The 20,475-nt window shown below is 65.8% G+C and carries 14 protein-coding genes; 11 read left to right on the forward strand and 3 right to left on the reverse strand.

All coding sequences use genetic code 11. The features are described 5' to 3' along the window. Positions 1-154 precede the first annotated feature (154 nt). From LL972_RS07090 to hglS, 6 genes are all read left to right on the forward strand, one after another. Entirely contained in the window at positions 155-517 is a 363-nt protein-coding gene (locus LL972_RS07090; protein ID WP_228326976.1) for an EF-hand domain-containing protein, read from the forward strand. A gap of 255 nt (positions 518-772) precedes the next feature. After that, entirely contained in the window at positions 773-1,210 is a 438-nt protein-coding gene (locus LL972_RS07095; RefSeq protein WP_429002126.1) for an EF-hand domain-containing protein, read from the forward strand. 37 nt (positions 1,211-1,247) lie between these two features. Beyond that, on the forward strand, positions 1,248-2,006 hold the full coding sequence (locus LL972_RS07100; protein ID WP_228326977.1) for an HAD family hydrolase: 759 nt from the start codon (positions 1,248-1,250) through the stop codon (positions 2,004-2,006). A 254-nt stretch (positions 2,007-2,260) separates the two neighbouring features. Then, complete coding sequence (locus LL972_RS07105; RefSeq protein WP_228326978.1) at positions 2,261-2,836, forward strand: hypothetical protein; 576 nt, start codon at positions 2,261-2,263, stop codon at positions 2,834-2,836. A gap of 29 nt (positions 2,837-2,865) precedes the next feature. After that, a complete protein-coding gene (locus tag LL972_RS07110) occupies positions 2,866-3,483 on the forward strand; it encodes a hypothetical protein (protein WP_228326979.1) in 618 nt (205 codons plus the stop codon). A 324-nt stretch (positions 3,484-3,807) separates the two neighbouring features. Next, positions 3,808-5,175 carry a 2-oxoadipate dioxygenase/decarboxylase HglS gene (hglS, locus tag LL972_RS07115; protein WP_228326980.1) on the forward strand — a complete coding sequence of 456 codons (1,368 nt, stop codon included), beginning with the start codon at positions 3,808-3,810 and terminating at the stop codon, positions 5,173-5,175. Positions 5,176-6,168: 993 nt separating this feature from the next. Here the strand turns inward: hglS and LL972_RS07120 are convergent. The 3 genes from LL972_RS07120 to LL972_RS07130 all read right to left on the reverse strand — a co-directional run bounded on the left by LL972_RS07120 (position 6,169) and on the right by LL972_RS07130 (position 14,038). Continuing rightward, complete coding sequence (locus tag LL972_RS07120) at positions 6,169-9,309, reverse strand: efflux RND transporter permease subunit (RefSeq protein WP_228326981.1); 3,141 nt, start codon at positions 9,307-9,309, stop codon at positions 6,169-6,171. A gap of 145 nt (positions 9,310-9,454) precedes the next feature. Further along, entirely contained in the window at positions 9,455-12,703 is a 3,249-nt protein-coding gene (locus LL972_RS07125) for an efflux RND transporter permease subunit (RefSeq protein WP_228326982.1), read from the reverse strand. 93 nt (positions 12,704-12,796) lie between these two features. Next, a complete protein-coding gene (locus tag LL972_RS07130; protein WP_228326983.1) occupies positions 12,797-14,038 on the reverse strand; it encodes an efflux RND transporter periplasmic adaptor subunit in 1,242 nt (413 codons plus the stop codon). A 256-nt stretch (positions 14,039-14,294) separates the two neighbouring features. On the opposite strand from LL972_RS07130, the gene LL972_RS07135 reads away from it, so the two are divergent. The 5 genes from LL972_RS07135 to LL972_RS07155 all read left to right on the forward strand — a co-directional run bounded on the left by LL972_RS07135 (position 14,295) and on the right by LL972_RS07155 (position 20,252). Further along, positions 14,295-15,611 carry a M20 family metallopeptidase gene (locus LL972_RS07135; RefSeq protein WP_228326984.1) on the forward strand — a complete coding sequence of 439 codons (1,317 nt, stop codon included), beginning with the start codon at positions 14,295-14,297 and terminating at the stop codon, positions 15,609-15,611. Between the two features lie 173 nt (positions 15,612-15,784). Continuing rightward, positions 15,785-16,600 carry an NADPH-dependent 7-cyano-7-deazaguanine reductase QueF gene (queF, locus tag LL972_RS07140; protein WP_228326985.1) on the forward strand — a complete coding sequence of 272 codons (816 nt, stop codon included), beginning with the start codon at positions 15,785-15,787 and terminating at the stop codon, positions 16,598-16,600. Between the two features lie 102 nt (positions 16,601-16,702). Next, complete coding sequence (locus tag LL972_RS07145) at positions 16,703-16,996, forward strand: LysM peptidoglycan-binding domain-containing protein (protein WP_228326986.1); 294 nt, start codon at positions 16,703-16,705, stop codon at positions 16,994-16,996. Positions 16,997-17,058: 62 nt separating this feature from the next. Next, complete coding sequence (locus tag LL972_RS07150; RefSeq protein ID WP_228326987.1) at positions 17,059-17,616, forward strand: hypothetical protein; 558 nt, start codon at positions 17,059-17,061, stop codon at positions 17,614-17,616. Between the two features lie 404 nt (positions 17,617-18,020). Then, on the forward strand, positions 18,021-20,252 hold the full coding sequence (locus tag LL972_RS07155; protein WP_228326988.1) for an NADP-dependent isocitrate dehydrogenase: 2,232 nt from the start codon (positions 18,021-18,023) through the stop codon (positions 20,250-20,252). Positions 20,253-20,475 lie beyond the last annotated feature (223 nt).

A 20,475-nucleotide genomic window follows, 5' to 3' on the forward strand; every position in this document is an offset into this window, starting at 1 on the left:
CGATGTCTAACAGATGGCTAGGCGCAAAAATCCGGCAGGTGGTTAAGAGGATGTTTTGCACGAAATTGCAGCGGGTTTTACGTTCATTCGGGCCGGGTAAGGTGGGGTCATGTGCGGCGTCACCGCGCATTCCCAAGCCAAGGAGACCACCCTAATGAAGAATCGCAACCGCACCTCGCTGCTCGCCGCCACCGCCGCCCTTGCCGCCGCCCTGGCGCTGCCGGCCATGGCGCAGAGTACGCAGCAGGATGCCGCCGCGACGTCGGCCCAGTCGGGAAGTTCTGCCACCACCGCAGCACAGCCTGCACAGTCCGGCGGCGGCCAGACCTGGGCGAGCGTCGACACCGACAGCGACGGCGCCATCAGCACGCAGGAGGCACAGGTCAACGCCGGGCTCGCGCAGATCTTTAACGACGCCGATTCCGACAAGAACGGCAAGCTGACCCCGGACGAATACAAGGCGTTTGTCGCCAAGCAGCAGGGCGGCGCAGCGGGAAGTAGTTCGCAAGGCAACTGAGGTAGACAGGTCGCAAGGTAGTGAGTTCGTTTGCTGAGATGTTTTTTCGATATCAGGAGGCAGCTTTCGCAGTAGCAGTCGTTTGAGCAGTCGTTCTTTTCGATGTGCGGCATCGTCCTTGGATGCCCGGTATCAACAAGCAAATGCATGACCAAGTAACAGGATGGACACGCGGGAGCGATCTGCCAGGGTCGCTCCCGTTTTCTTTACGTGCGCCGCGCTAGATTTGCGGGCTCGTCTCTTCGGCACATTCTCATGCTGCTGCGTACCGCCGTACTGGTCGGCCTGTCGAGTCCACTGTGGGCACTCGCGGCGCCGCCAGAGTTGCCGCCCGCCAACCCGCCGCGCGCAGGGTCCTCGACCGCAGGGGCGGCAGCACCAGCAATGGCCCCGTTGCCGATCGACCCACCACCGCCTGCCACCACACCCTTGCTACCGGCCGATGCTGCAGCGCCATCGGCTGCCAAAGGCGGCGCGGAGGCCGCGCTGGCGCCTCAGGCCGGCACGCTGGCGCCACGTACGTTTCGTAGCCTGGACAGCGACGCCGACGGTTCGTTGACCGTGGCCGAAGCCGGCGCCGACCCTGTCCTGCGCGAGAATTTTGCCGGTTTCGACAGCAATGGCGACGGGAGCCTGTCGCGTGACGAATTCGCCAGCTACCAGCCCGGTCCGGGCGATGCCGCAGGGGATTGATCGCAGCAGCGCTCCAGTGCGCTGCTAAACTGGCGCGATGACCTCTTTTGCACAGCGCGATGGCCAGGCGATCCAACTGGTCGGCTTCGACGGCGACGATACCCTCTGGAAAAGCGAGGACTATTACCGCACTGCCGAAGCGGATTTCGAAGCGATCCTGGCCGATTACCTGGATCTGGGCGACAGCCGCATGCAGCAGCATCTGTTGGCGGTGGAGCGGCGCAATCTCAAGGTGTTCGGCTACGGCGCCAAGGGCATGACGCTGTCGATGATCGAGACGGCGATCGAACTGACGCAGGCCCGCATCAATGCACGCGACATCCAGCGCATCGTCGAGATCGGCCGCGCCACGTTGCAGCACCCGGTGGAGGTGATTGCCGGCGTGCGCGAGGCGGTCAGCGCGATTGCCGCCGACTATGCGGTGGTGCTGATCACCAAGGGCGACCTGTTCCATCAGGAGCAGAAGATCGAACAATCTGGTCTGGCCGATCTGTTTCCGCGCGTGGAGGTGGTGTCCAAAAAGGATCCCCAGACCTATGCGCGCGTGCTGGGCGAGTTCGACCTGCCGGCGCAGCGCTTTGTGATGATCGGCAATTCCTTGCGCTCTGACGTGGAGCCGGTGCTGGCCATCGGCGGCTGGGGGATCTACACCCCGTACGCGGTGACCTGGGCGCACGAGCAGGAGCATGGGGTGGCCGCCGACGAGCCGCGCATGCGCGAAGTGCCCGACGCCGCCGGCTGGCCGGCGGCGGTGCATGCACTGGATGCATTGGCCAGGCAGCACGCGCTAAGCTGAGCACCACGGCACGCGTCTGCGTATGGGGAGCGGCCGCGGCCGCTTGGGATACCTGCTCCGTGTCGACTCGCCTTAGGTCGTCGCACCGCCGTGGTAATGGCTGGATTTTCCACGTCGGCTGCAGGAGCCAGCGCGGGCGTTACTGAGGCGCTGGTTTGCAGATGCTATGAATCAACATGCGGGCACATCGCAGTGCCCGCCAACAGGACGTTCCGGCCACCAGGCGTGCGTGGCCGATCTTGGAGGGATTGCCCATGAACATGTTGTCCGTCATCCATCGTGCAGTGCTGGCCGTCGCGCTGGGGCTACTTGTGGGCGCCACGCCGCTTGCGGCGGCCGAGCTGGAAGAAGAAATCATCAACCCGAGCGAGGTGATCTTTCGCGACGGGCAACCGTACTACGACGATGCGGGCGACTATGTGCGTCTTCGCATGCGCAAGGTGGGCGGGGAGATCGTGTATTTCCGCACCGTGCGCTTCGACCGGGAGCAAGGCTATGTGGATGCGCACGGCGAGAGCATCGCGACATTGCAGTCCCGCCCGACTGCGGGCGATCGCGGTTCTGCGTTTTCGGCCGATCGATATTCCGATGCCCGCTATGGCGGTGCCTATAGCGGTTATGGCTATGGCCGTGAGCTGCAGTTTGGTGCATCGCGCAACCGTCCGTATGGGCAGATCTACTACGGCAACGGCCTGTACGGGCCGGACCCGTACAGCAGCCCGCACAACCGCGATGCGCGCCAGCGTTACATCGGTCCCGGTTACGTGGGCTCCTGCGACCTGGGCGGCTGCCGCGAAGTGCATTCCATCGGCTTTTACGATCTGCGCTGACACGCGTGTGGCCTGACACCGGCGCGGGCATGCGGCATCATCGGAGCATGCCTGTCTTACGCTCACCTCGGTTGCGATCGCTGCCATTGCTGGCTGCCCTTCTGGTTCCGGCGCTGGCAATGGCACAGGGCGTGCCGGCGCCGGCTGCCGGCATCCCTGCGCAGGAGGTCGCTCCGGCGGTGATGCCCGGCACCGGCGATACGTGGGTGGACCAGCATCTTGCCGATATGGGCAGCTATGCGCAGCGCTATCCCGACAGTTTTATCGATGAGGTTGCCCGCTATACCGAGACCCCGCGCGGCTATGTGCAGGCGCTGTTGCAGGTACATGGCTGGCACGCCGGCGACATCTATTTCGCCTGTTTCTGGGCGCAGACGTTGCAGTTGTCCTGCCGCGACACTGTGCGCGCCTACAGCCGCGACCATCATGACGGCTGGGAAGGCGTGATCACGCGCCTGTCGGTCACGCCGGAGACCGTGCATATGCGCGCGCTGCGGCACGCCATCGTTGCCAGTTATGACCGCTGGGAACGTCCGATCACCCTGGACGCGCTGCTGCGCCGCCAGCTCGGCGATCACGCGCAACGGCTGGAAGCCGCGCGTCAGGCCAGCGAGGCGGCCGAGGCGGCGGCGCAAGCAGGCCTTTAGAGCAGCTGGCAAAAGGACCGGGTAGCCGCCAGGCGGGCGCGGACGGCGTTTGGATCGATATGGACCACGCCGTACGCTGCGGTTTTGCACGTGCTGGCCGCACCCAACTGACGCTGCTCACTACGTTTTGCGGGCGGTTTCGGTGCGTTTTTTATGCCGGTTGGGAACCTGCGTAGCGGCAGGGCGTGTCGTGACCGGCCGGCTCCGCGGCTGTCTGCGCGGCAACGCGCTTGCCGGCATGCTGCCGTGCAGCTGGTCGCCGCGGGGCGCGGTCGGCGAGAATGCCGCAACGCCGGCGTTGGCCGGCACTGCCAAGACCAGCCCATGCGCGATACCGTGTTTGTCTCCCCCGATCACATCCGCAGCCTGTTCGCACAGGCGATGTCGGACATGTATCGCGCCGAGGTGCCGTTGTACGGCGACCTGATGACGCTGGTGGCGCAGGTCAACGCCGATACCCTGAGCGCCGATCCGGCCCTGGCCGCGCGCCTGCAGCGCAATGACGAGCGCGCGCGGCTGGATCTGGAACGGCATGGCGCCATCCGGGTCGGCACGGCGCAGGAACTGGCCACGCTGCGGCGGCTGTTTGCAGTGATGGGCATGCATCCGGTGGGGTATTACGATTTGTCGGTGGCCGGGGTGCCGGTGCATTCCACCGCGTTCCGCCCGATCGACGAGGCGGCGCTGTCGGCCAATCCATTCCGCGTGTTCACTTCCTTGCTGCGGCTGGAATTGATCGAAGACGCCGCGCTGCGTGCGCAGGCGGCGCAGATCCTCGAACAGCGGCAGATCTTCACCGCCGCTGCGCTGGAGCTGATCGAGCAGCATGAGCGCCACGGCGGGCTGGAAGCGGCGCAGGCGCAGCAGTTCGTGGCCGAAGCGCTGGAAACCTTCCGCTGGCATGGCGATGCCACGGTCTCGCTGCCGACCTACCGCGCGTTGAGCGAGGCGCACAAGCTGATTGCCGACGTGGTGAGTTTCCACGGGCCGCATATCAACCACCTGACGCCACGCACGCTGGATATCGATGCGGCGCAGGCGCAGATGCAGCGCGCCGGTATCGATGCCAAGGCGGTGATCGAGGGGCCGCCGCGTCGGCGTGTGCCGATCCTGCTGCGCCAGACCAGCTTCAAGGCCCTGGAGGAGCCGGTGCGCTTCGTCGGCGACAGTGGGCAGGCCGAGCACGGCACGCATACCGCACGCTTCGGCGAGATCGAACAGCGCGGACTCGCACTGACGCCCAAGGGCCGCGCGCTGTACGACGCGCTCTTGGCGCAGGCCCGCGACAGCGATGGCGCGGGCAGCACCGGCGCCGATTACGCCACGCGGCTGCAGACCGCGTTCGTGGCGTTTCCCGACGACGAAGCCGTGCTGCGTCAGGAAGGCCTGGGCTACTTCCGCTATGCGCTGACCGAGGCCGGACGTGCCGACCCCGCCCAGGTGGCGGCAATGCCGGCAGAAACCGCGATTGCGCTCGGTCTGCTCAGTGCCGATCCGATCATCTATGAAGACTTCCTGCCGGTGAGTGCGGCCGGCATCTTCCAGTCCAATCTCGGCGGCGCCGAACAACGCGCCTACGCCGCCCATTCGAGCAAGCGCAGCTTCGAACAGGCGCTGGGCGCGCAGGTACACGATGAGTGCGCGTTGTACGCGCAGCTGGAACGGGCATCGCTGCAGGCGTTGCTGGTGTAGCGGTCCTTCCGCGGCGCTTGCGTGTGCAGGCCTGCGATCTGCCGGCCCTGTCGCGCGTGGCGTGGCGTGATCGCGCGATCCATGTTGCAAGAATGTGCGCAGCTGCAGATTCGGACGGTGCGCACTCTCGACGTCAGGCCAAGAAAGCAGACGAGTTTCCGCTTAGCAGCGGCGTCTGGATGCGGTCAGGCGGTGGGCTCAGGCCAAAAGCTCGGTGAGTCGAGGGCGCGGTGCCCTTACCGCTTGCGGGACACGCCGCAAGTACGTCCATGTAGGCTCGGTGGCGGCATCCATGCCGCCACACGGTCCCGCAACCGGCAAGGACACCGCACCAGAAAGTCGGTCGGTTGTCGGGTCAAAAAATGCCATCGCTACGCCTGCCTTGGGAACGCTGAGACGGTTGCCGTTGACGTGTTGAAACCTCGCGTATGCTCTGCTCGTCTTGGGAGGCTGAGTGGGCGCGCCGTTACCGAACAATGCGCGTCGTGCATTGCTCGCACCATGCACACGACCATCTCGATGGGTCCTTACCCGCCCACCGTCGCGGGACCTTGAGCGGCAAAGATGCCGCGCCAGAGCCTACAAGGACGTACTTGCGGCGCGTCCTGCGATGGTGGGCGGGCAAGGGCCCCGCAGCCAACCCACAGATCAGCCGCTCTAAGACTGATCCATCAGCACTGCCCAATCACACCAAGACATCCAAGAATCGACTCTTGGCATCGTTCAAGTTCAGTCAACGCCGAGCACGTCGAGGGCGCGATGCCCTCACCGCTTGCGGGACAGGCCGCAAGTACGTCCATGTAGGCTCGGTGGCGGCATCCATGCCGCCACACGGTCCCGCAACCGGCGAGGGCATCGCACCTGCCAACGTGGTCGTGTACTGATGGGAACCAGAAAGCCTGCGACATCCATATGGCGGTGAGCTCAGTAAAAAATAGCCCGATCTGAAAAAAGACCGCACGCGTCTGGCGGAGTGCGGTCTTTTGACCAGGCTCAGTGCGCCGACGCAGCCGGGCGCCGCGCTGCCGCGCGCTCGGCCCGCCGTGCCCGCGCACGTGCGCGGCGCGCCTTCCAGCGTTCGCTCAGGCAGGAGAAGATCACGTACAGCGCCGGGGTGCTGAGCAGGGTCAGGCTCTGCGAGAAGATCAGCCCGCCGATCATCGCAATGCCCAGCGGGCGGCGCAGTTCCGAGCCTTCGCCCAGGCCCACCGCCAGCGGGACCGCGGCCAGGATCGCCACCATCGTGGTCATCATGATCGGGCGGAAGCGCACGATCGAGGCCTCGCGTGCGGCCGCGCGCGCATCCATGCCGTGTACGCGCTGCGCCACCAGCGCGAAGTCGATCATCATGATCGCGTTCTTCTTGACGATGCCGATCAGCAGCACCAACGCGATCATCGAGATCACCGACAACTCGGTGTTGGTGAGGAACAACGCCAGCAGCGCGCCGACGCCGGCGGCCGGCAGCGTGGACAGGATGGTCACCGGGTGGATCAGGCTCTCGTACAGCATGCCCAGCACGATGTAGACGGTGAGCACCGCGGCCAGCAGCAACACGCCCATCGAATTGGGGCTGAGTTGCACGTTGAAGCTGTCGTCGCCGCTGAGGCGGATGCCGTCGGGCATGCGCAAGCCCTCCACGGTGGACTTGATGATCAGATCCGCCTCGCCGGTGCTCACGCCCGGTGCGAGGTTGTAGCTCAGATCCATCGTGGTGTACTGGTTTTCGTGGATGATCTGCGGCGGTGCCAGCTCGGGCACCTGGGTGGCGACGGAGGTGATCGGCACCATCAGGCCGGCGCGGTTGGGTACGAAGACCTGGTCCAGCGCCTTGGGCGTTGCCGTCTGCGAGGGCAGCGCATTGACCACCACGCTGTACTGGTTGAGGTCCGAATAGATGGTGGAAATGGAGCGCTGGCCGAACGCGCCATACAGCGCGCCATCGATGGCACCGACCGAAATGCCCAGGCGCGCGGCCTTGGCGCGGTCGATCACGATGTTCTGGCGCAGGCCCGAGGTGTCCACGTCGGTGCCGACATCGCGCAGGCGCGGATTCTTCTTCAACGCGGCCTGCAGTTTAGGCAACCATTCCTGCAGCTGGGCCAGGTCGTTGCCCTGCAGCGAGACACGGTACTGCGCGCCCTGGCTGGTGCCGCCACCGCCGTCGCTGGGCAGGTCCTGGATCGCGCGCAGACGCAGATCCAGATCCGGGTAACGGTCGGCCTTGGCGCTCAGGCGCGCGACCACTTGCGCGGTGGTGTCGCGGCGGCCTTCGTCGCGCTTCTTCAATTCGATGTTGAACGACGCACTGGAGCCCTGGCGGCCGGAGCCCAGCCGTGCACCGACGGTCTTCACCGCCGGGTCGGCCATCAACATGTCGGTGATGCGGCGCTGGCGGCTGACCATGTCGGCAAACGACACCGTGGCGCTGGAATTGGCGCGGCCCCAGATCAGGCCGGTGTCCTGCGCCGGGAACGAGCCCTTCTTGACCGCGCCGCCGAGGAAGACGGTGGCGGCGATCAACAGCAACGGCGTCAGCGACAGCAGCAAGGCGTGCCGCAGCGAGAAATCCAGCGCCACCGTGTACACCGCCAGCATGCGCTCGTGCATGCGGTCCAGCCAGGCACCGAAACGGCCGGGTGTTTCCGGCTCGCTATGCGCCGACAGGAAGCGGCTGCACAGCGCCGGCGTCAGGGTCAGCGACACCAGCATCGACACCACGATCGCCGCCACGAGGGTCACGGTGAACTCGCGGAAGAATGCGCCGACCATGCCGCTGGCAAACAGCATCGGAATGAACACCGCCACCAGCGAGGCAGTGATCGACACGATGGTGAAACCGATCTCGCGTGCACCGGCCAGTGCGGCATCCAGACGCGACATGCCTTCGTCCAGATGCCGCATGATGTTTTCGATCACCACGATCGCATCGTCGACCACAAAGCCAATGGCGATCACCAGCGCCAGCAGGCTGAGGTTGTTCAAGGTGAAGCCCAGCATGTACATCACCAGCGCCGAGCCGGCCAGCGACAGCGGCACGGTGACCGCCGCGATCAGCGTCGGCGCCAGGCGGCGCAGGAACAGTGCCATGGTCAGGATCACCATCACCAGGCTGATCATCAGCGTGGCCTGCACCTCGTGCAGCGAGGCGCGGATGGTCGGGGTGCGGTCGAAGTAGGGCGTCAGCGTGGTGCCGGGCTGCAGGTAGGCGCGCAGCTCGGGAATCTGCGCCTTTACCTGGTCCACGGTTTCGACGATGTTGGCGCCGGCGCGGGTGAAGGCATACATCACCACCGCCGGCTTGCCGTCGAACCAGGCCGCCTGATAGGCATCCTGCTGGCCGTCGTAGACGGTGGCCACATCGCCCAGCCGCACGATGCGCCCGTTGGACTGGGTGGAGATTGCCAGCTGCGCGAAGTCGGCGGCCTTGGACACCGAATCGTTGGCCACGACCGCCATGGTGGTGTTGCCGTCGGACAAAAACCCGGTCGGCGAGGTGACGTTGGCCGCGCGCACCGCATTGCGCAGGTCGTCCGGGGTCAGGCCCAGCGCGTTGAGCGCACGCAGGTCCACGTCCACGCGGACCGCCGGCGTGGAGGCGCCTGCGATGTCGACCGAACTGATGCCGGTGATCTGGCGCAGCCGTTGCGCCAGCAGCGAGTCGGCAACGTTGTAGAGCTCATCGGCCGATTGCGTGTCCGAGGTCAACGCGATGGCGATGACCGGGTCGTCGTTCGGATTGGCTTTCGAATAGATCGGCGTGCCGAGCCCGGACGGCAGGTCCGACTGCGATGAATTGATCGCGGTCTGCACGTCCTGCGCGGCCGAATCGATGTTGCGATTGCTCTGGAACACCAGCACCACCAGGCTGCTGCTCTCCGAACTGGAGGAGCGCATGCGGTCGATGCCGGGTAGCTGGCCCAGATGCCGCTCCAGTGGGGCGGTGACGGTGGAGGCCATGGTGCTGGCATCGGCGCCGGACTGCGTGGCGTGCACGAAGATCACCGGAATCTGGATGTTCGGCAACGCCGCTACGCCCAGCCGCAGGTAGCACATCAATCCGATCACGAACAAACCGATCGCCAGCAGCGCGGTACCGATCGGGCGCTTGATGAAGGGCGCGGAGATGTTCATGGGCGTGGGGCCGGGAGTCGGGAGTCGGGAATCGGGAATCGGGAAAGGCCAGAACCAAAGCCGAAACCAAAGCGACTGCCACGCGTGCGTGCGAGCGGACGATGCCGCGGGCCAGCAGACCGGTCAGCGATACCGCTACCGGTCATCATGCCGGGCGCTCCGAGGTGGAGGCCGGGGGCACCCCGTCGCGGCGGGCGGCACGGCGCGCGCGCCAGTCGCGTAGCCGCTCGCCGGCACGTTCCATATACAGGTAGATCACCGGCGTGGTGTACAGCGTCACCAGCTGCGACAGCAGCAGGCCGCCGACGATGGCGATGCCGAGCGGACGGCGCAGCTCCGAGCCAATGCCGGTGCCCAGGGCCAGCGGCAGCGCGCCCAGCATCGCCGCGGCGGTGGTCATCATGATCGGGCGAAAGCGCAGCAGGCAGGCGCGGCGGATCGCTTCGTGCGCGTTGGCGCCTTCGCGGCGGGCGTCGATGGCGAAGTCGATCATCATGATCGCGTTCTTCTTGACGATGCCGATCAGCAGCACGATGCCGACGATGCCGTCCACCGACAGGCTCAACCCGCACATCATCAGGGCCAGCAGCGCGCCGACGCCGGCCGGCGGCAGCGTGGAGATGATCGTCAGCGGATGGATGTAGCTCTCGTACAGCACGCCCAGCACGATGTAGATCACCACGATCGAGGCCAGCAGCAGCCACACGATATCGGTCTGGCTGCCGGTGAATTCGGCCGCCTTGCCGACGAACTGCGCGTGCACCTGGGTCGGGATCTTTAGGTCCTGGCGCGCCTGCTCGATCGCCGCCACTGCCTGCGACAACGAATGTCCCGGTGCCAGATTGAACGAGATGGTGACCGCCGGCAGCTGCTGCTGGTGGCTGACCACCAGCGGCGTGTTGGTGACCTTGGCCTCGGCCAGTGCGGCCAGCGGAATGATGCTGCCGGCACCGACCACGATGCCGGTGTTCTGCGCGCCCACGCCGGTGGCGGTGGACGAATTGGACGAGGTCAGCTGGCCGAAGCTGGTCGCATTGGTGCCGGTCAGCGCGCCGCTGCCGTTGCTGGCCACTGCCAGCTGATTCATCAATGCGGTGCTGCTGCGGAATTGCGGCGCCACTTCCAGCACCACCCGGTACTGATTGAGCTCGGTGAAGATGGTGGAGATCTGGCGTTGCCCGAAGGCGTCGTACAGCGTGTCGTCGATGGTCTGCATCGGCACGCCGAGCATGCTGGCCTTGTCGCGGTCGATGGTCAGTTCCAGCGCACGGCCCTGGTTGGCCAGGTTGTTGTCCACGTCGGCCAGCTCGGGCAGCTTGCGCATCGCCTCGGTCATGCGCCCTGCCCAGGTGGCCAGCTCGCTGCTGTCCACGTCCGACATCGAGTACTGGTATTCGGTGGCGGCCACGCGGGTGTCCAGGGTGACGTCCTGCACCGGCTTGAGGAACAGCGCCACGCCCGGAATGCCGGCCACCGCCTGTTGCAGGCGCGGCAGCACCTCGTCCAGGCCCTCGCGGTCGCCGCGCGTCTTCAGCACGATCGCCAGCTGGCCCTGGTTGATGGTCGGGTTCATGGTGCCGGCGCCGATGAAGGCGGCCACGCCGGTCACCGCCGGGTCCTTCTGCAGCGCCGCGGCCACCGCCTGGGTGCGCTGCTCCATCTGCGGGAACGCCACGTTCTGGTCAGCCTGCACCACGCCGGTGATCAGGCCGGTGTCCTGCTCGGGCAGCAAGCCCTTGGGGATCGCCACGTACAGCACCACGGTCAGCGCCACCGCGCCGATCGCCACCGCCAGGGTCAGCGGCTGATGCGCCAGCACCCAGTCCAGGCTGCGCTCGTAGGCGCCCACGGTGCGCGTCCACAGGTTGGTCTTGCCGGCGGCGGCGGCGCGTTCGTGCGCATCCTCGCCTTCGGGCAGGGCGTCGGGCTTGAGCAGATAGGCGCACATCATCGGCGTCAGCGTCAGCGACACCAGCATCGAGATCACCACCGCAATCGACAGCACCCACGCAAACTCATGGAACAGGCGCCCGGTCACGCCTGGCATCAGCAGCAATGGCAGGAACACCGCCACCAGCGACACGGTCAGCGACAGCACGGTGAAGCCGATCTGCTTGGCGCCGATTTCGGCTGCTTCCTGCCCGCTCTTGCCCTGTTCGATGTAGCGCACGATGTTTTCGATCATCACGATCGCATCGTCGACCACGAATCCGGTCGCCACCACCAGCGCCATCAGCGACAGGTTGTCCAGCGACATGCCGGCAAAGGCCATCACCCCGAAGGTGCCGGCCAGCGACAGCGGCACCGCCACCGAGGGAATGATGGTGGCCCACAACCGGCGCAGGAACACGAAGATCACCGCCACCACCAGCGCGATGGTCAGCACCAGGGTGAACTTCACCTCGTGCACCGAGGCGCGGATGGTTTCGGTGCGGTCGGAGAACACCTCCAGGTGCACGTCGGCCGGCAGCACCGCCTGCAGCTGCGGCAGGATGCTGCGGATCTGCTCCACCGTCTGCACGATGTTGGCGCCGGGCTGGCGGCGGATTTCCAGCAGCACCGCCGGCTTGCCATCGGCCCAGGCGGCGAGCTGGTCGTTTTCCACGCCGTCGACCACGTTGGCTACATCGGCCAGCCGCACCGGGCGGCCGTTGCTGTAGCTGATGATGGTCTCGCGGTACTGCGCCGCGTCGGTGAGCTGGTCGTTGGTGCCGATGCTGTAGGACTGGGTCTTGCCGTTGAGCGAACCCTTCGGCGCGCTGACATTGGTCTGGGTCAGCGCGCTGCGCAGCGACTCCATGGTCAGGCCCATGTTCGACAGTTGCGCCGGGTTGACCTGGATGCGCACGGCCGGGCGCACATTGCCGGCGATCGACACCAGCCCCACGCCCGGTACCTGCGACAGGCGCTGGGCCAGGATCGCATCGGCATAGCGGTTGACCTCGCGCAGCGGCAGCGAGTCGGAGGTGAGCTTGAGGGTCAGGATCGCCGCGTCGGCCGGATTGACCCGGTTGTAGACGGGTTGATACGGCAGCGACGAGGGCAGGGTGGCCTGACGGATCGCCGCCTGCACGTCCTGCGCGGCGATGTCGATGTCGCGGTCCATCGAGAACTGCAGGATGATCGTGGACAGGCCTGCCGACGAATCGGAGGTCATCATCTGCAGCCCGGAGATCTGCCCGAACTGGCGCTCCAGCGGCGTGGTCACCAGCGAGGCCATGGTGGTCGCGTTGGCGCCGGGGTACTGGGTGGTGACCACCAGGCTGGGCGCGTCGATTTCCGGCAGCGCCGAGACCGGCAATTGCCGGTAGCCCAGGATGCCCAGCAGCAGGATGCCCGCCATCAACAACGAGGTGGCGATGGGACGGCGGATGAAGATGGTCGAAAAGCCCACGGGGGGTGTCCTTGCTGAAGACGTCAATCGATGCCGGCGCGTATGGCGCCGATGCGCACCGGCAACGGAAGTCCCGTCGCCGGTGCGCGCGAGTTAGCGCGGACCGCCGCCGCCGCGTCGGCCGCCGGCGCCGCCACGGCTCTTGTCCTGCGCGGCCTTGAGTTCGGCCTCGGTCGGCTCCGGCGGGGTCTCGCCCGGTTTGAGTGCGCTGACCTTGCTGCCCGGCTTGAGCCGGAACTGGCCTTCGGTCACCACACGCTCGCCCGGCTTGAGCCCCTTGGTGACCTGCACATGGCTGTCGTCCACTTCCACGCCCTGCACCACGGTACGCATCTGCGCGGTGTTGTCGCTGCCGACCACGTAGACGTAATCACCGTCCGGGCCGCGCTGCACGGCCTGGGTCGGCACCACGGTGCCGCCGGAGATGGTGCGCAGCTGCAGGCGCACGTTGACGAACTGGCCCGGCCACAGCGCGTTGTCGGTGTTGGCAAAGATCGCACGCGCACCGAAGGTGCCGCTGTCGGCGGCGATGCGGTTGTCGATCACCTCCAGCTTGCCGTCGCCGCTGATCACGTGCGCATCGCCGCGGTCCAGCGCCGCCACGTCCAGCGGGGCGGCCGCCTGGCCGCTGCGCACCGCCTGCAACTCGCGCTCGGGCAGGTTGAAGGACACGTAGATCGGCCGGATCTGGGTCAGGGTGACGATGGTGGAGCTGGCGCTGACGATATTGCCCACGTCCACGCCGCGGATGCCGGCGATGCCGTCGATCGGTGCGGTGACGCGGGTGAACTGCAGCTGCACCTGCGCCGAACGCATCTGTGCATCGTTGGCCGAGACCGCCGCCTCGTACTGCGCCACCTGGTTACGCTGGGTATCCAGGTCTGTGCGCGAGACGTACTGCTTGTAGGCCGGGTCGTTGGAGCGCTGGTAGTTCACCCGTGAGGTCGCCAGCAGTGCCTGGTTCTGGCGCTTGGCCGCCAGCGCCTGGTCGTAGCTGGCCTGCAGGGTGCGCGGGTCGATCTGCGCCAGCAGCTCGCCCTTCTTCACTTCCTGGCCTTCCTTGAAATTGAGGTTCATCAGCTGGCCGCCGACCTGCGGGCTGACCGTGACCGTATTGAGCGCGGTCACCGTGCCCAGTGCGCTGGCGTAGACCGGCACATCCTGGGTGGTGGCGGCCACGACCGTGACCGGTACCGGGCCGCTGTTCTCGGTGCCATTGCCGTCCGGCGCGTCCGCCCGCTTGCCGTGATTGCCCCCGCCGAACATCCGCATTGCGACGAACACCATGACGAGCACCGCTACGACCAGCAGTATGATCTTCCAAAAACGCGACATGCGACAACTCCTGAGGGCGGGCCGGGCGCTGGTGCGACCGTGGGGCGGCTGTGCGAAGCATATCGTTGCGATCGGGCAATTGAGCGTTACTGAAGTAACGGCCCGCCAGACGAAACGACCGCAGCGTTCACAGATGCAGTGCAGCGGCAACGCGTCAGGGCAGATGCGGTTGACCGCAGGACTGAATCGGCCCCCACTGCAGCCCACCGGGTGCGCGCCTGCACTACATTAAGCAACCACCTTTAGAGGATTCTCGATGCGCCACTCCCGTCTGCTGACCAGCGCGTTGCTGCTTGCCCTGCCCACCCTGGCCGCCGCCCAGGCTGCGCCCCGGCCCGAAGTCCAGGCCGCTGCCGCGCCGTTGCAGAGCAAGCTGGTGCAGTGGCGCCGGGACTTCCATCAGCACCCGGAACTGTCCAACCGCGAGGAGCGCACCGCCGCCACCGTGGCCGCGCAGCTGCGCAAGCTCGGCCTCAAGCCGCGCACCGGCATCGCCCATCACGGCGTGGTGGCCATCATCAAGGGCGGCAAGCCGGGTCCGAAGATCGCCTTGCGCGCCGACATGGATGCACTGCCGGTCAAGGAGCAGACCGGCCTGCCGTTTGCCTCCAAGGTCACCGCCGAGTACCGCGGCGAGCAGGTCGGGGTGATGCACGCCTGCGGCCACGACGCCCACACCGCGATCCTGCTCGGGGTGGCCGAGGCGCTGGTCGGCATGCGCGAGCAGCTGCCAGGCGACGTGATGCTGATCTTCCAGCCTTCCGAGGAAGGCGCGCCGGGCAACGAAGAGGGTGGCGCGTCGCTGATGCTCAAGGAAGGCCTGTTTGCCGACTTCAAGCCACAAGCGGTGTTCGGCCTGCATGTGTTCTCCAGCGTGCAGGCCGGCAAGATCGCGGTGCGCAGCGGCCCGCTGATGGCGGCCTCGGACCGGTTCGCGATCAAGATGATCGGCCGCCAGACGCACGGCTCGGCGCCATGGAACGGCATCGACCCGATCGTGGCCAGTGCCGACATGATCGGCGCCGCGCAGACCGTGATCAGCCGCCGTGCCAACCTGTCCAAGCAGCCGGCGGTGCTGAGCTTCGGCGCGATCAAGGGCGGCATCCGCTACAACATCATCCCCGACGACGTGGACATGGTCGGCACCATCCGCACCTTCGATGAAGCCATGCGCCAGCAGATCTTCGCAGATCTCAAGACGGTGGCCGAGCACACCGCCGCTGCCCACGGCGCCACCGTCCAGGCGCAGGTACCGGACCAGCCCGGCAACCCGGCCACCGTCAACGACCCGGCACTGACTGCGAAGATGCTGCCCAGCCTGCAGGCCGTGGTCGGCGCCGACAATGTCTACGAGCCGCCGTTGCAGATGGGCGCGGAAGATTTCTCGTTCTACGCCCAGCAGGTGCCGTCGATGTTCTTCTTCGTCGGCTCCACCGCCAAGGGCATCGACCCGGCGATTGCGCCCAGCAACCATTCGCCGCAGTTCCTGCTCGACGAATCATCGCTGGATGTGGGCTTGCGGGCGCTGTTGCAGGTGTCGCTGGATTACCTGCATCAGGGGGAGGCTGGCTGATTCGGGAATCGGGAATCGGGAATCGGGAATCGTGTGCAGCTGCGCGGTTTCTGCTGAGCGTTGGTGATCGTGTGGGGCGGCGGGCCGCTTGACGGCCCGCTGCTTTTGTCGCCAGCTCGCTCCAGCGTCCGCTATACACCTCACGGCCAGCCCGCTCGGCCTAAAATGGCGCGATGAATACCCCAGAAGATTCCACCCTCGGCCGTGAGGTCGCCTATCCCAGCGGCTACGATCCGTCGCTGCTGTTTCCGATTCCGCGCGCGGCCGGGCGCGAGGCGATCGGCCTGCGCGGCGCCTTGCCCTTCATCGGGCGTGACCGCTGGCATGCCTATGAACTGAGCTGGCTCGATGCGCAGGGCAAGCCGTGCGTGGCCACCGCCACCTTGCACGTGCCCTGCGACTCGCCGTCATTGATCGAATCCAAGTCGCTCAAGCTGTATCTCAATTCGCTCAATGCCACCCGCTTCAATAGCGCCGAAGCGGTGCGTACGCGCATCGCCACCGACCTGTCCACGCGCGCCGGTGCCGATGTGGCGGTGGACTTCGGTCTGCCGCCGATCGATGCGATCGGCGAGGGCGAATCGATCGACGCACTGGACGTCAGCATCGACGACTACGGCCCGCCCAATGCCGCGTATCTGTCGGCGCATGCGCAACCGGTCGCCGAAGAAGTGCTGACCTCTGCCCTGCTCAAGTCCAATTGCCCGGTCACCGGTCAACCGGATTGGGCCAGCGTCACGCTGCGCTACCGCGGCGCACCGATCGACCGCGAAGGCCTGCTGCGCTATCTGGTGAGTTTCCGCGACCACGCCGAGTTTCATGAGCAATGCGTGGAGCGTATCTTCCATGACGTGCTGCTCCGCTGCGCGCCCGAATGGTTGGTGGTGGAAGCGCGTTACACCCGCCGTGGCGGGCTGGACATCAACCCGTTGCGTAGTTCGCCCAGCGTGCCGACACCGCTGTCGATCTTCCGCGACCTGCGCCAGTAATCACGCCCATTCAAGGATCGCGCCAGCTTCACGGTGGCGCGATCCACGCTTAACAGCGCACCGCGCACCCTGCAGTCATCGTGATGCACAGGGATTGCGGCAATGAATGTCGACAAGAAAGCAGATTTTTCCAACGTGACCTCGTCGGTCGACAGCACTGCAGAGGTTGCGCCTGCGGCGGATTTTTCCAACGTGCGCACCAGTGTTCAGAGCACTGCGCAGCTGGTTGGCGAATCCGTCACCGTGCAGGCGGGCGACAGCCTGTCCAGCATCGCCAAGCGCCATTACGGCGATGGCAATCTGTGGCCACGTATTTTCGAGGCCAACCGCGAAACACTCAAGGATCCGGACAAGATCTTCCCCGGTCAGGTCTTGCAGCTGCCGCCGAAGTCATAAGCGCGTTGCACACCTGGCACCTTCCGAAACCCACTTTTATTTTGATCTCCGGAGATTGATCCATGCGTACCACATCCGTTTCTAGCACCCTTGCCCTTGCGCTGGCTGGCGTGCTCGCATTGTCGGGCTGCAGCAAGAAGGCTGACGATGACAGCGTATCCAAGGATCCGACGTCCGGCGCTGCCACCGAAGCGATGCCGGGCCCTGCTGCAACACCGCCGGCAAGCGATCAGGCCGGTCAAAGCACCGCGACCGGCGCTGCAAGCACCGATACCGCAGCTGCGACGGGTTCGGCAGTGACGGTGTCGAGCGTGGTAGTCGGTACCACGGCGACTGCAGACAAGTCGGTGACCCCGTCGGCCAATATCGGCAGCAAAGACACCATCATCGTCTCGGTGAAAACCGCGGGCAGCGCGAGCAACGTGGCGGTTGCAGCCAAACTCACTTATCAGGATGGCCAGGTGGCCGGCGAGCAGAATGCCACCTTGACCACGACAGGCCCGGAAACGACCAACCTGAGCTTCAGCAAGCCCGATGGCTGGCCGGCTGGCAGCTACACCGCGCAAGTCATGGTGGATGGCAAGCCGGCGGGTACTCCGCAGACCATCACGGTCAAGTAAGTAGCCACGCGAGCAGGCAGTCTGCAGATAGGGATGCGTTCTCGCAGCCTGGGTAGCGCACTGATCCCAAGCATGTCGGATACGCGCGTCCATCGCGCTGTCCCAACGCTCATTAAGCAGGCCATCAAGGCGCGATCACATGATCGCGCTTTTTTTCTGCGTAATTCTCTCAGTCGGCACATTCGTTACAGCTGCATCCATCGCATTGGACGGGTGGCGGGATGGAGCATCCGCCTGTGGTCGCTTTACCCGGGCGCGGCTCAGACGCGACAATGCCGTGCTGATCCATCGCCGCGTTCTACGCGCCGGCCGATCGGCGTGCCAGCAGCGACCCCCGTCGCGCACGCCAACGCCAGTGCCGTGAACACCGGCGCTCCTTCCGACCACACGAGCCATCGCACCTTATGTCGAAGACACCGAAGATCATCTACACGCTCACCGACGAAGCACCGTATCTGGCCACGCAGTCGCTGCTGCCGATCATCGATGCCTACACCAATACTGCCGGCATCGTGGTCGAAACCCGCGACATCTCGCTGGCCGGCCGCATCCTGTCACTGTTTCCCGAACACCTGAGCGACGCGCAGAAGATCGCCGACGATCTTGGCGAGCTGGGCGAGCTGGCCACCACGCCGGAAGCCAACATCATCAAGCTGCCCAACATCAGCGCCTCGGTGCCGCAGCTCAAGGCCGCCATCGCCGAACTGCAGGGCCAGGGCTATGCGCTGCCGGCCTATCCGGACACGCCCAAGGACGATGCCGAAAAGGACATCAAGGCGCGCTACGACAAGGTCAAGGGCAGCGCGGTCAATCCGGTGCTGCGCGAGGGCAACTCCGATCGCCGCGCGCCGCTGTCGGTGAAGAACTACGCACGCAAGCATCCGCACCGCATGGGCAAGTGGAGCAGCGATTCCAAGTCGCACGTGGCGCACATGGACGAGGGCGACTTCTTCGGCAGCGAACAATCCACCACCGTGGCCGCCGCCGGCGCGTTGAAGATCGAGTTCGTCGGCAATGACGGCAGCAGCAGCGTGTTGAAGGATAAAGTCGCGGTCAAGGCCGGCGAAATCGTCGATGCCGCGGTGCTGAGCAAGCGCGCGCTGGCCAGCTTCATCGACGCGCAGATCGCCGATGCCAAGGCCAAGGACGTGCTGTTCTCGGTGCATCTGAAAGCCACCATGATGAAGGTCTCCGACCCGGTGCTGTTCGGTGTGGTGGTCGGCGAGTTCTACAAGGACACGCTGAGCAAGCATGCCGAGGCGCTCGCGTCGGTCGGCTTCGATCCCAACAACGGCATCGGCGACCTGTACGCACGCATCGCCACGCTGCCGGAAGACCAGCAGGCGCAGATCAAGGCCGATATCCAGGCCGAATACGCGCAGCGCCCGGCCCTGGCAATGGTCAACTCCGACAAGGGCATCACCAACCTGCATGTGCCCAGCGACGTGATCGTCGATGCGTCGATGCCGGCGATGATTCGCGACTCCGGTCAGATGTGGAATGCCGAAGGCAAGCTGCAGGACACCAAGGCGGTGATCCCGGATCGCTGCTACGCCGATGTCTATCAGGCGGTGATCGACGACTGCAAGGCGCATGGCGCATTCGATCCGTCGACCATGGGTTCGGTGCCCAACGTCGGCCTGATGGCGCAGAAAGCCGAGGAATACGGCTCGCATGACAAGACCTTCCAGCTTGCCGCTGCCGGCACCGTCAAGGTCACCGACGACACCGGCGCCACCGTCTTCAAACATGCGGTGGAAGCCGGCGATCTGTGGCGCATGTGCCAGGTCAAGGACGCGCCGATCCAGGACTGGGTCAAGCTGGCGGTCGAACGTGCGCGCCTGAGCGAGACGCCGGCGGTGTTCTGGCTGGACAAGGCCCGCGCGCACGATGCGCAGGTCATCGCCAAGGTTGAAACCTATCTGAAGGATCACGACACCAACGGCCTGGATATCCGCATCCTGCCGCCGGTGGAAGCCACCACCTTCTCGCTGGAGCGCATCCGCAAGGGCCAGGACACCATCTCGGTCACCGGCAACGTGCTGCGCGATTACCTCACCGACCTGTTCCCGATCCTGGAGCTGGGCACCAGCGCCAAGATGTTGTCGATCGTGCCGCTGATGGCCGGTGGCGGCCTGTTCGAGACCGGTGCCGGTGGCTCGGCGCCCAAGCACGTGCAGCAGTTCGTCGAACAGAACAGCCTGCGCTGGGATTCGCTGGGCGAGTTCCTGGCCCTGGCCGCCTCGCTGGAGCATCTTGGCAACCGCTACGACAACCCGTCGGCCACGGTGCTGGCCAAGGCGCTGGACGTGGCCAACGGCCAGTTCCTGGACAACAACAAGTCGCCGGCGCGCAAGGTCGGTGAACTGGACAACCGCGGCAGCCACTTCTATCTGGCGATGTACTGGGCGCAGGCCCTGGCTGCGCAGACCGAGGACACCACCCTGCAGGCCAAGTTCGCACCGCTGGCCAAGGCCCTGACCGAGAACGAAGCCACCATCGTGGCCGAGCTCAACGGCGCCCAGGGCAAGCCGGTCGAGATCGGCGGCTACTACCACCCGGACCTGGCCAAGGTCAGCGAGGCGATGCGCCCCAGCAAGACCTTCAACGACGTGTTGGCCACGCTGAAGGCCTGATCCGGCGCACCGCCTGTCGGCGGTGTGTCCAGCGATGCGACAGGCAGGGCCCGCTCGATGAGAGGCGGGCCCTGCCGTTTTCGGCAGTTGCATGCAACTGCGATAGCGCAGGTGGTGCGCGCATAGCATGCATGACGTTGCAATGCCCTGACTGCGAGAGCTCCTGCGTCTGGTTGCGAGCGGCCTCGGCATTTGCGCGCCTGTTCGATTGGCCCGGCGGTCT

Source organism: Xanthomonas campestris pv. asclepiadis, from assembly GCF_020784175.1.
GTDB classification, from domain to species: domain Bacteria; phylum Pseudomonadota; class Gammaproteobacteria; order Xanthomonadales; family Xanthomonadaceae; genus Xanthomonas; species Xanthomonas campestris_D.

Bases quoted from the DNA above. Each gene is read 5' to 3' on its own strand.
- LL972_RS07090 (WP_228326976.1), top strand. From the start codon at position 155: ATGAAGAATCGCAACCGCACCTCGCTGCTCGCCGCCACCGCCGCCCTT.
- LL972_RS07095 (WP_429002126.1), top strand. From the start codon at position 773: ATGCTGCTGCGTACCGCCGTACTGGTCGGCCTGTCGAGTCCACTGTGG.
- LL972_RS07100 (WP_228326977.1), top strand. From the start codon at position 1,248: ATGACCTCTTTTGCACAGCGCGATGGCCAGGCGATCCAACTGGTCGGC.
- LL972_RS07105 (WP_228326978.1), top strand. From the start codon at position 2,261: ATGAACATGTTGTCCGTCATCCATCGTGCAGTGCTGGCCGTCGCGCTG.
- LL972_RS07110 (WP_228326979.1), top strand. From the start codon at position 2,866: ATGCGGCATCATCGGAGCATGCCTGTCTTACGCTCACCTCGGTTGCGA.
- hglS (WP_228326980.1), top strand. From the start codon at position 3,808: ATGCGCGATACCGTGTTTGTCTCCCCCGATCACATCCGCAGCCTGTTC.
- LL972_RS07120 (WP_228326981.1), bottom strand. From the start codon at position 9,309: ATGAACATCTCCGCGCCCTTCATCAAGCGCCCGATCGGTACCGCGCTG.
- LL972_RS07130 (WP_228326983.1), bottom strand. From the start codon at position 14,038: ATGTCGCGTTTTTGGAAGATCATACTGCTGGTCGTAGCGGTGCTCGTC.
- LL972_RS07135 (WP_228326984.1), top strand. From the start codon at position 14,295: ATGCGCCACTCCCGTCTGCTGACCAGCGCGTTGCTGCTTGCCCTGCCC.
- queF (WP_228326985.1), top strand. From the start codon at position 15,785: ATGAATACCCCAGAAGATTCCACCCTCGGCCGTGAGGTCGCCTATCCC.
- LL972_RS07145 (WP_228326986.1), top strand. From the start codon at position 16,703: ATGAATGTCGACAAGAAAGCAGATTTTTCCAACGTGACCTCGTCGGTC.
- LL972_RS07150 (WP_228326987.1), top strand. From the start codon at position 17,059: ATGCGTACCACATCCGTTTCTAGCACCCTTGCCCTTGCGCTGGCTGGC.
- LL972_RS07155 (WP_228326988.1), top strand. From the start codon at position 18,021: ATGTCGAAGACACCGAAGATCATCTACACGCTCACCGACGAAGCACCG.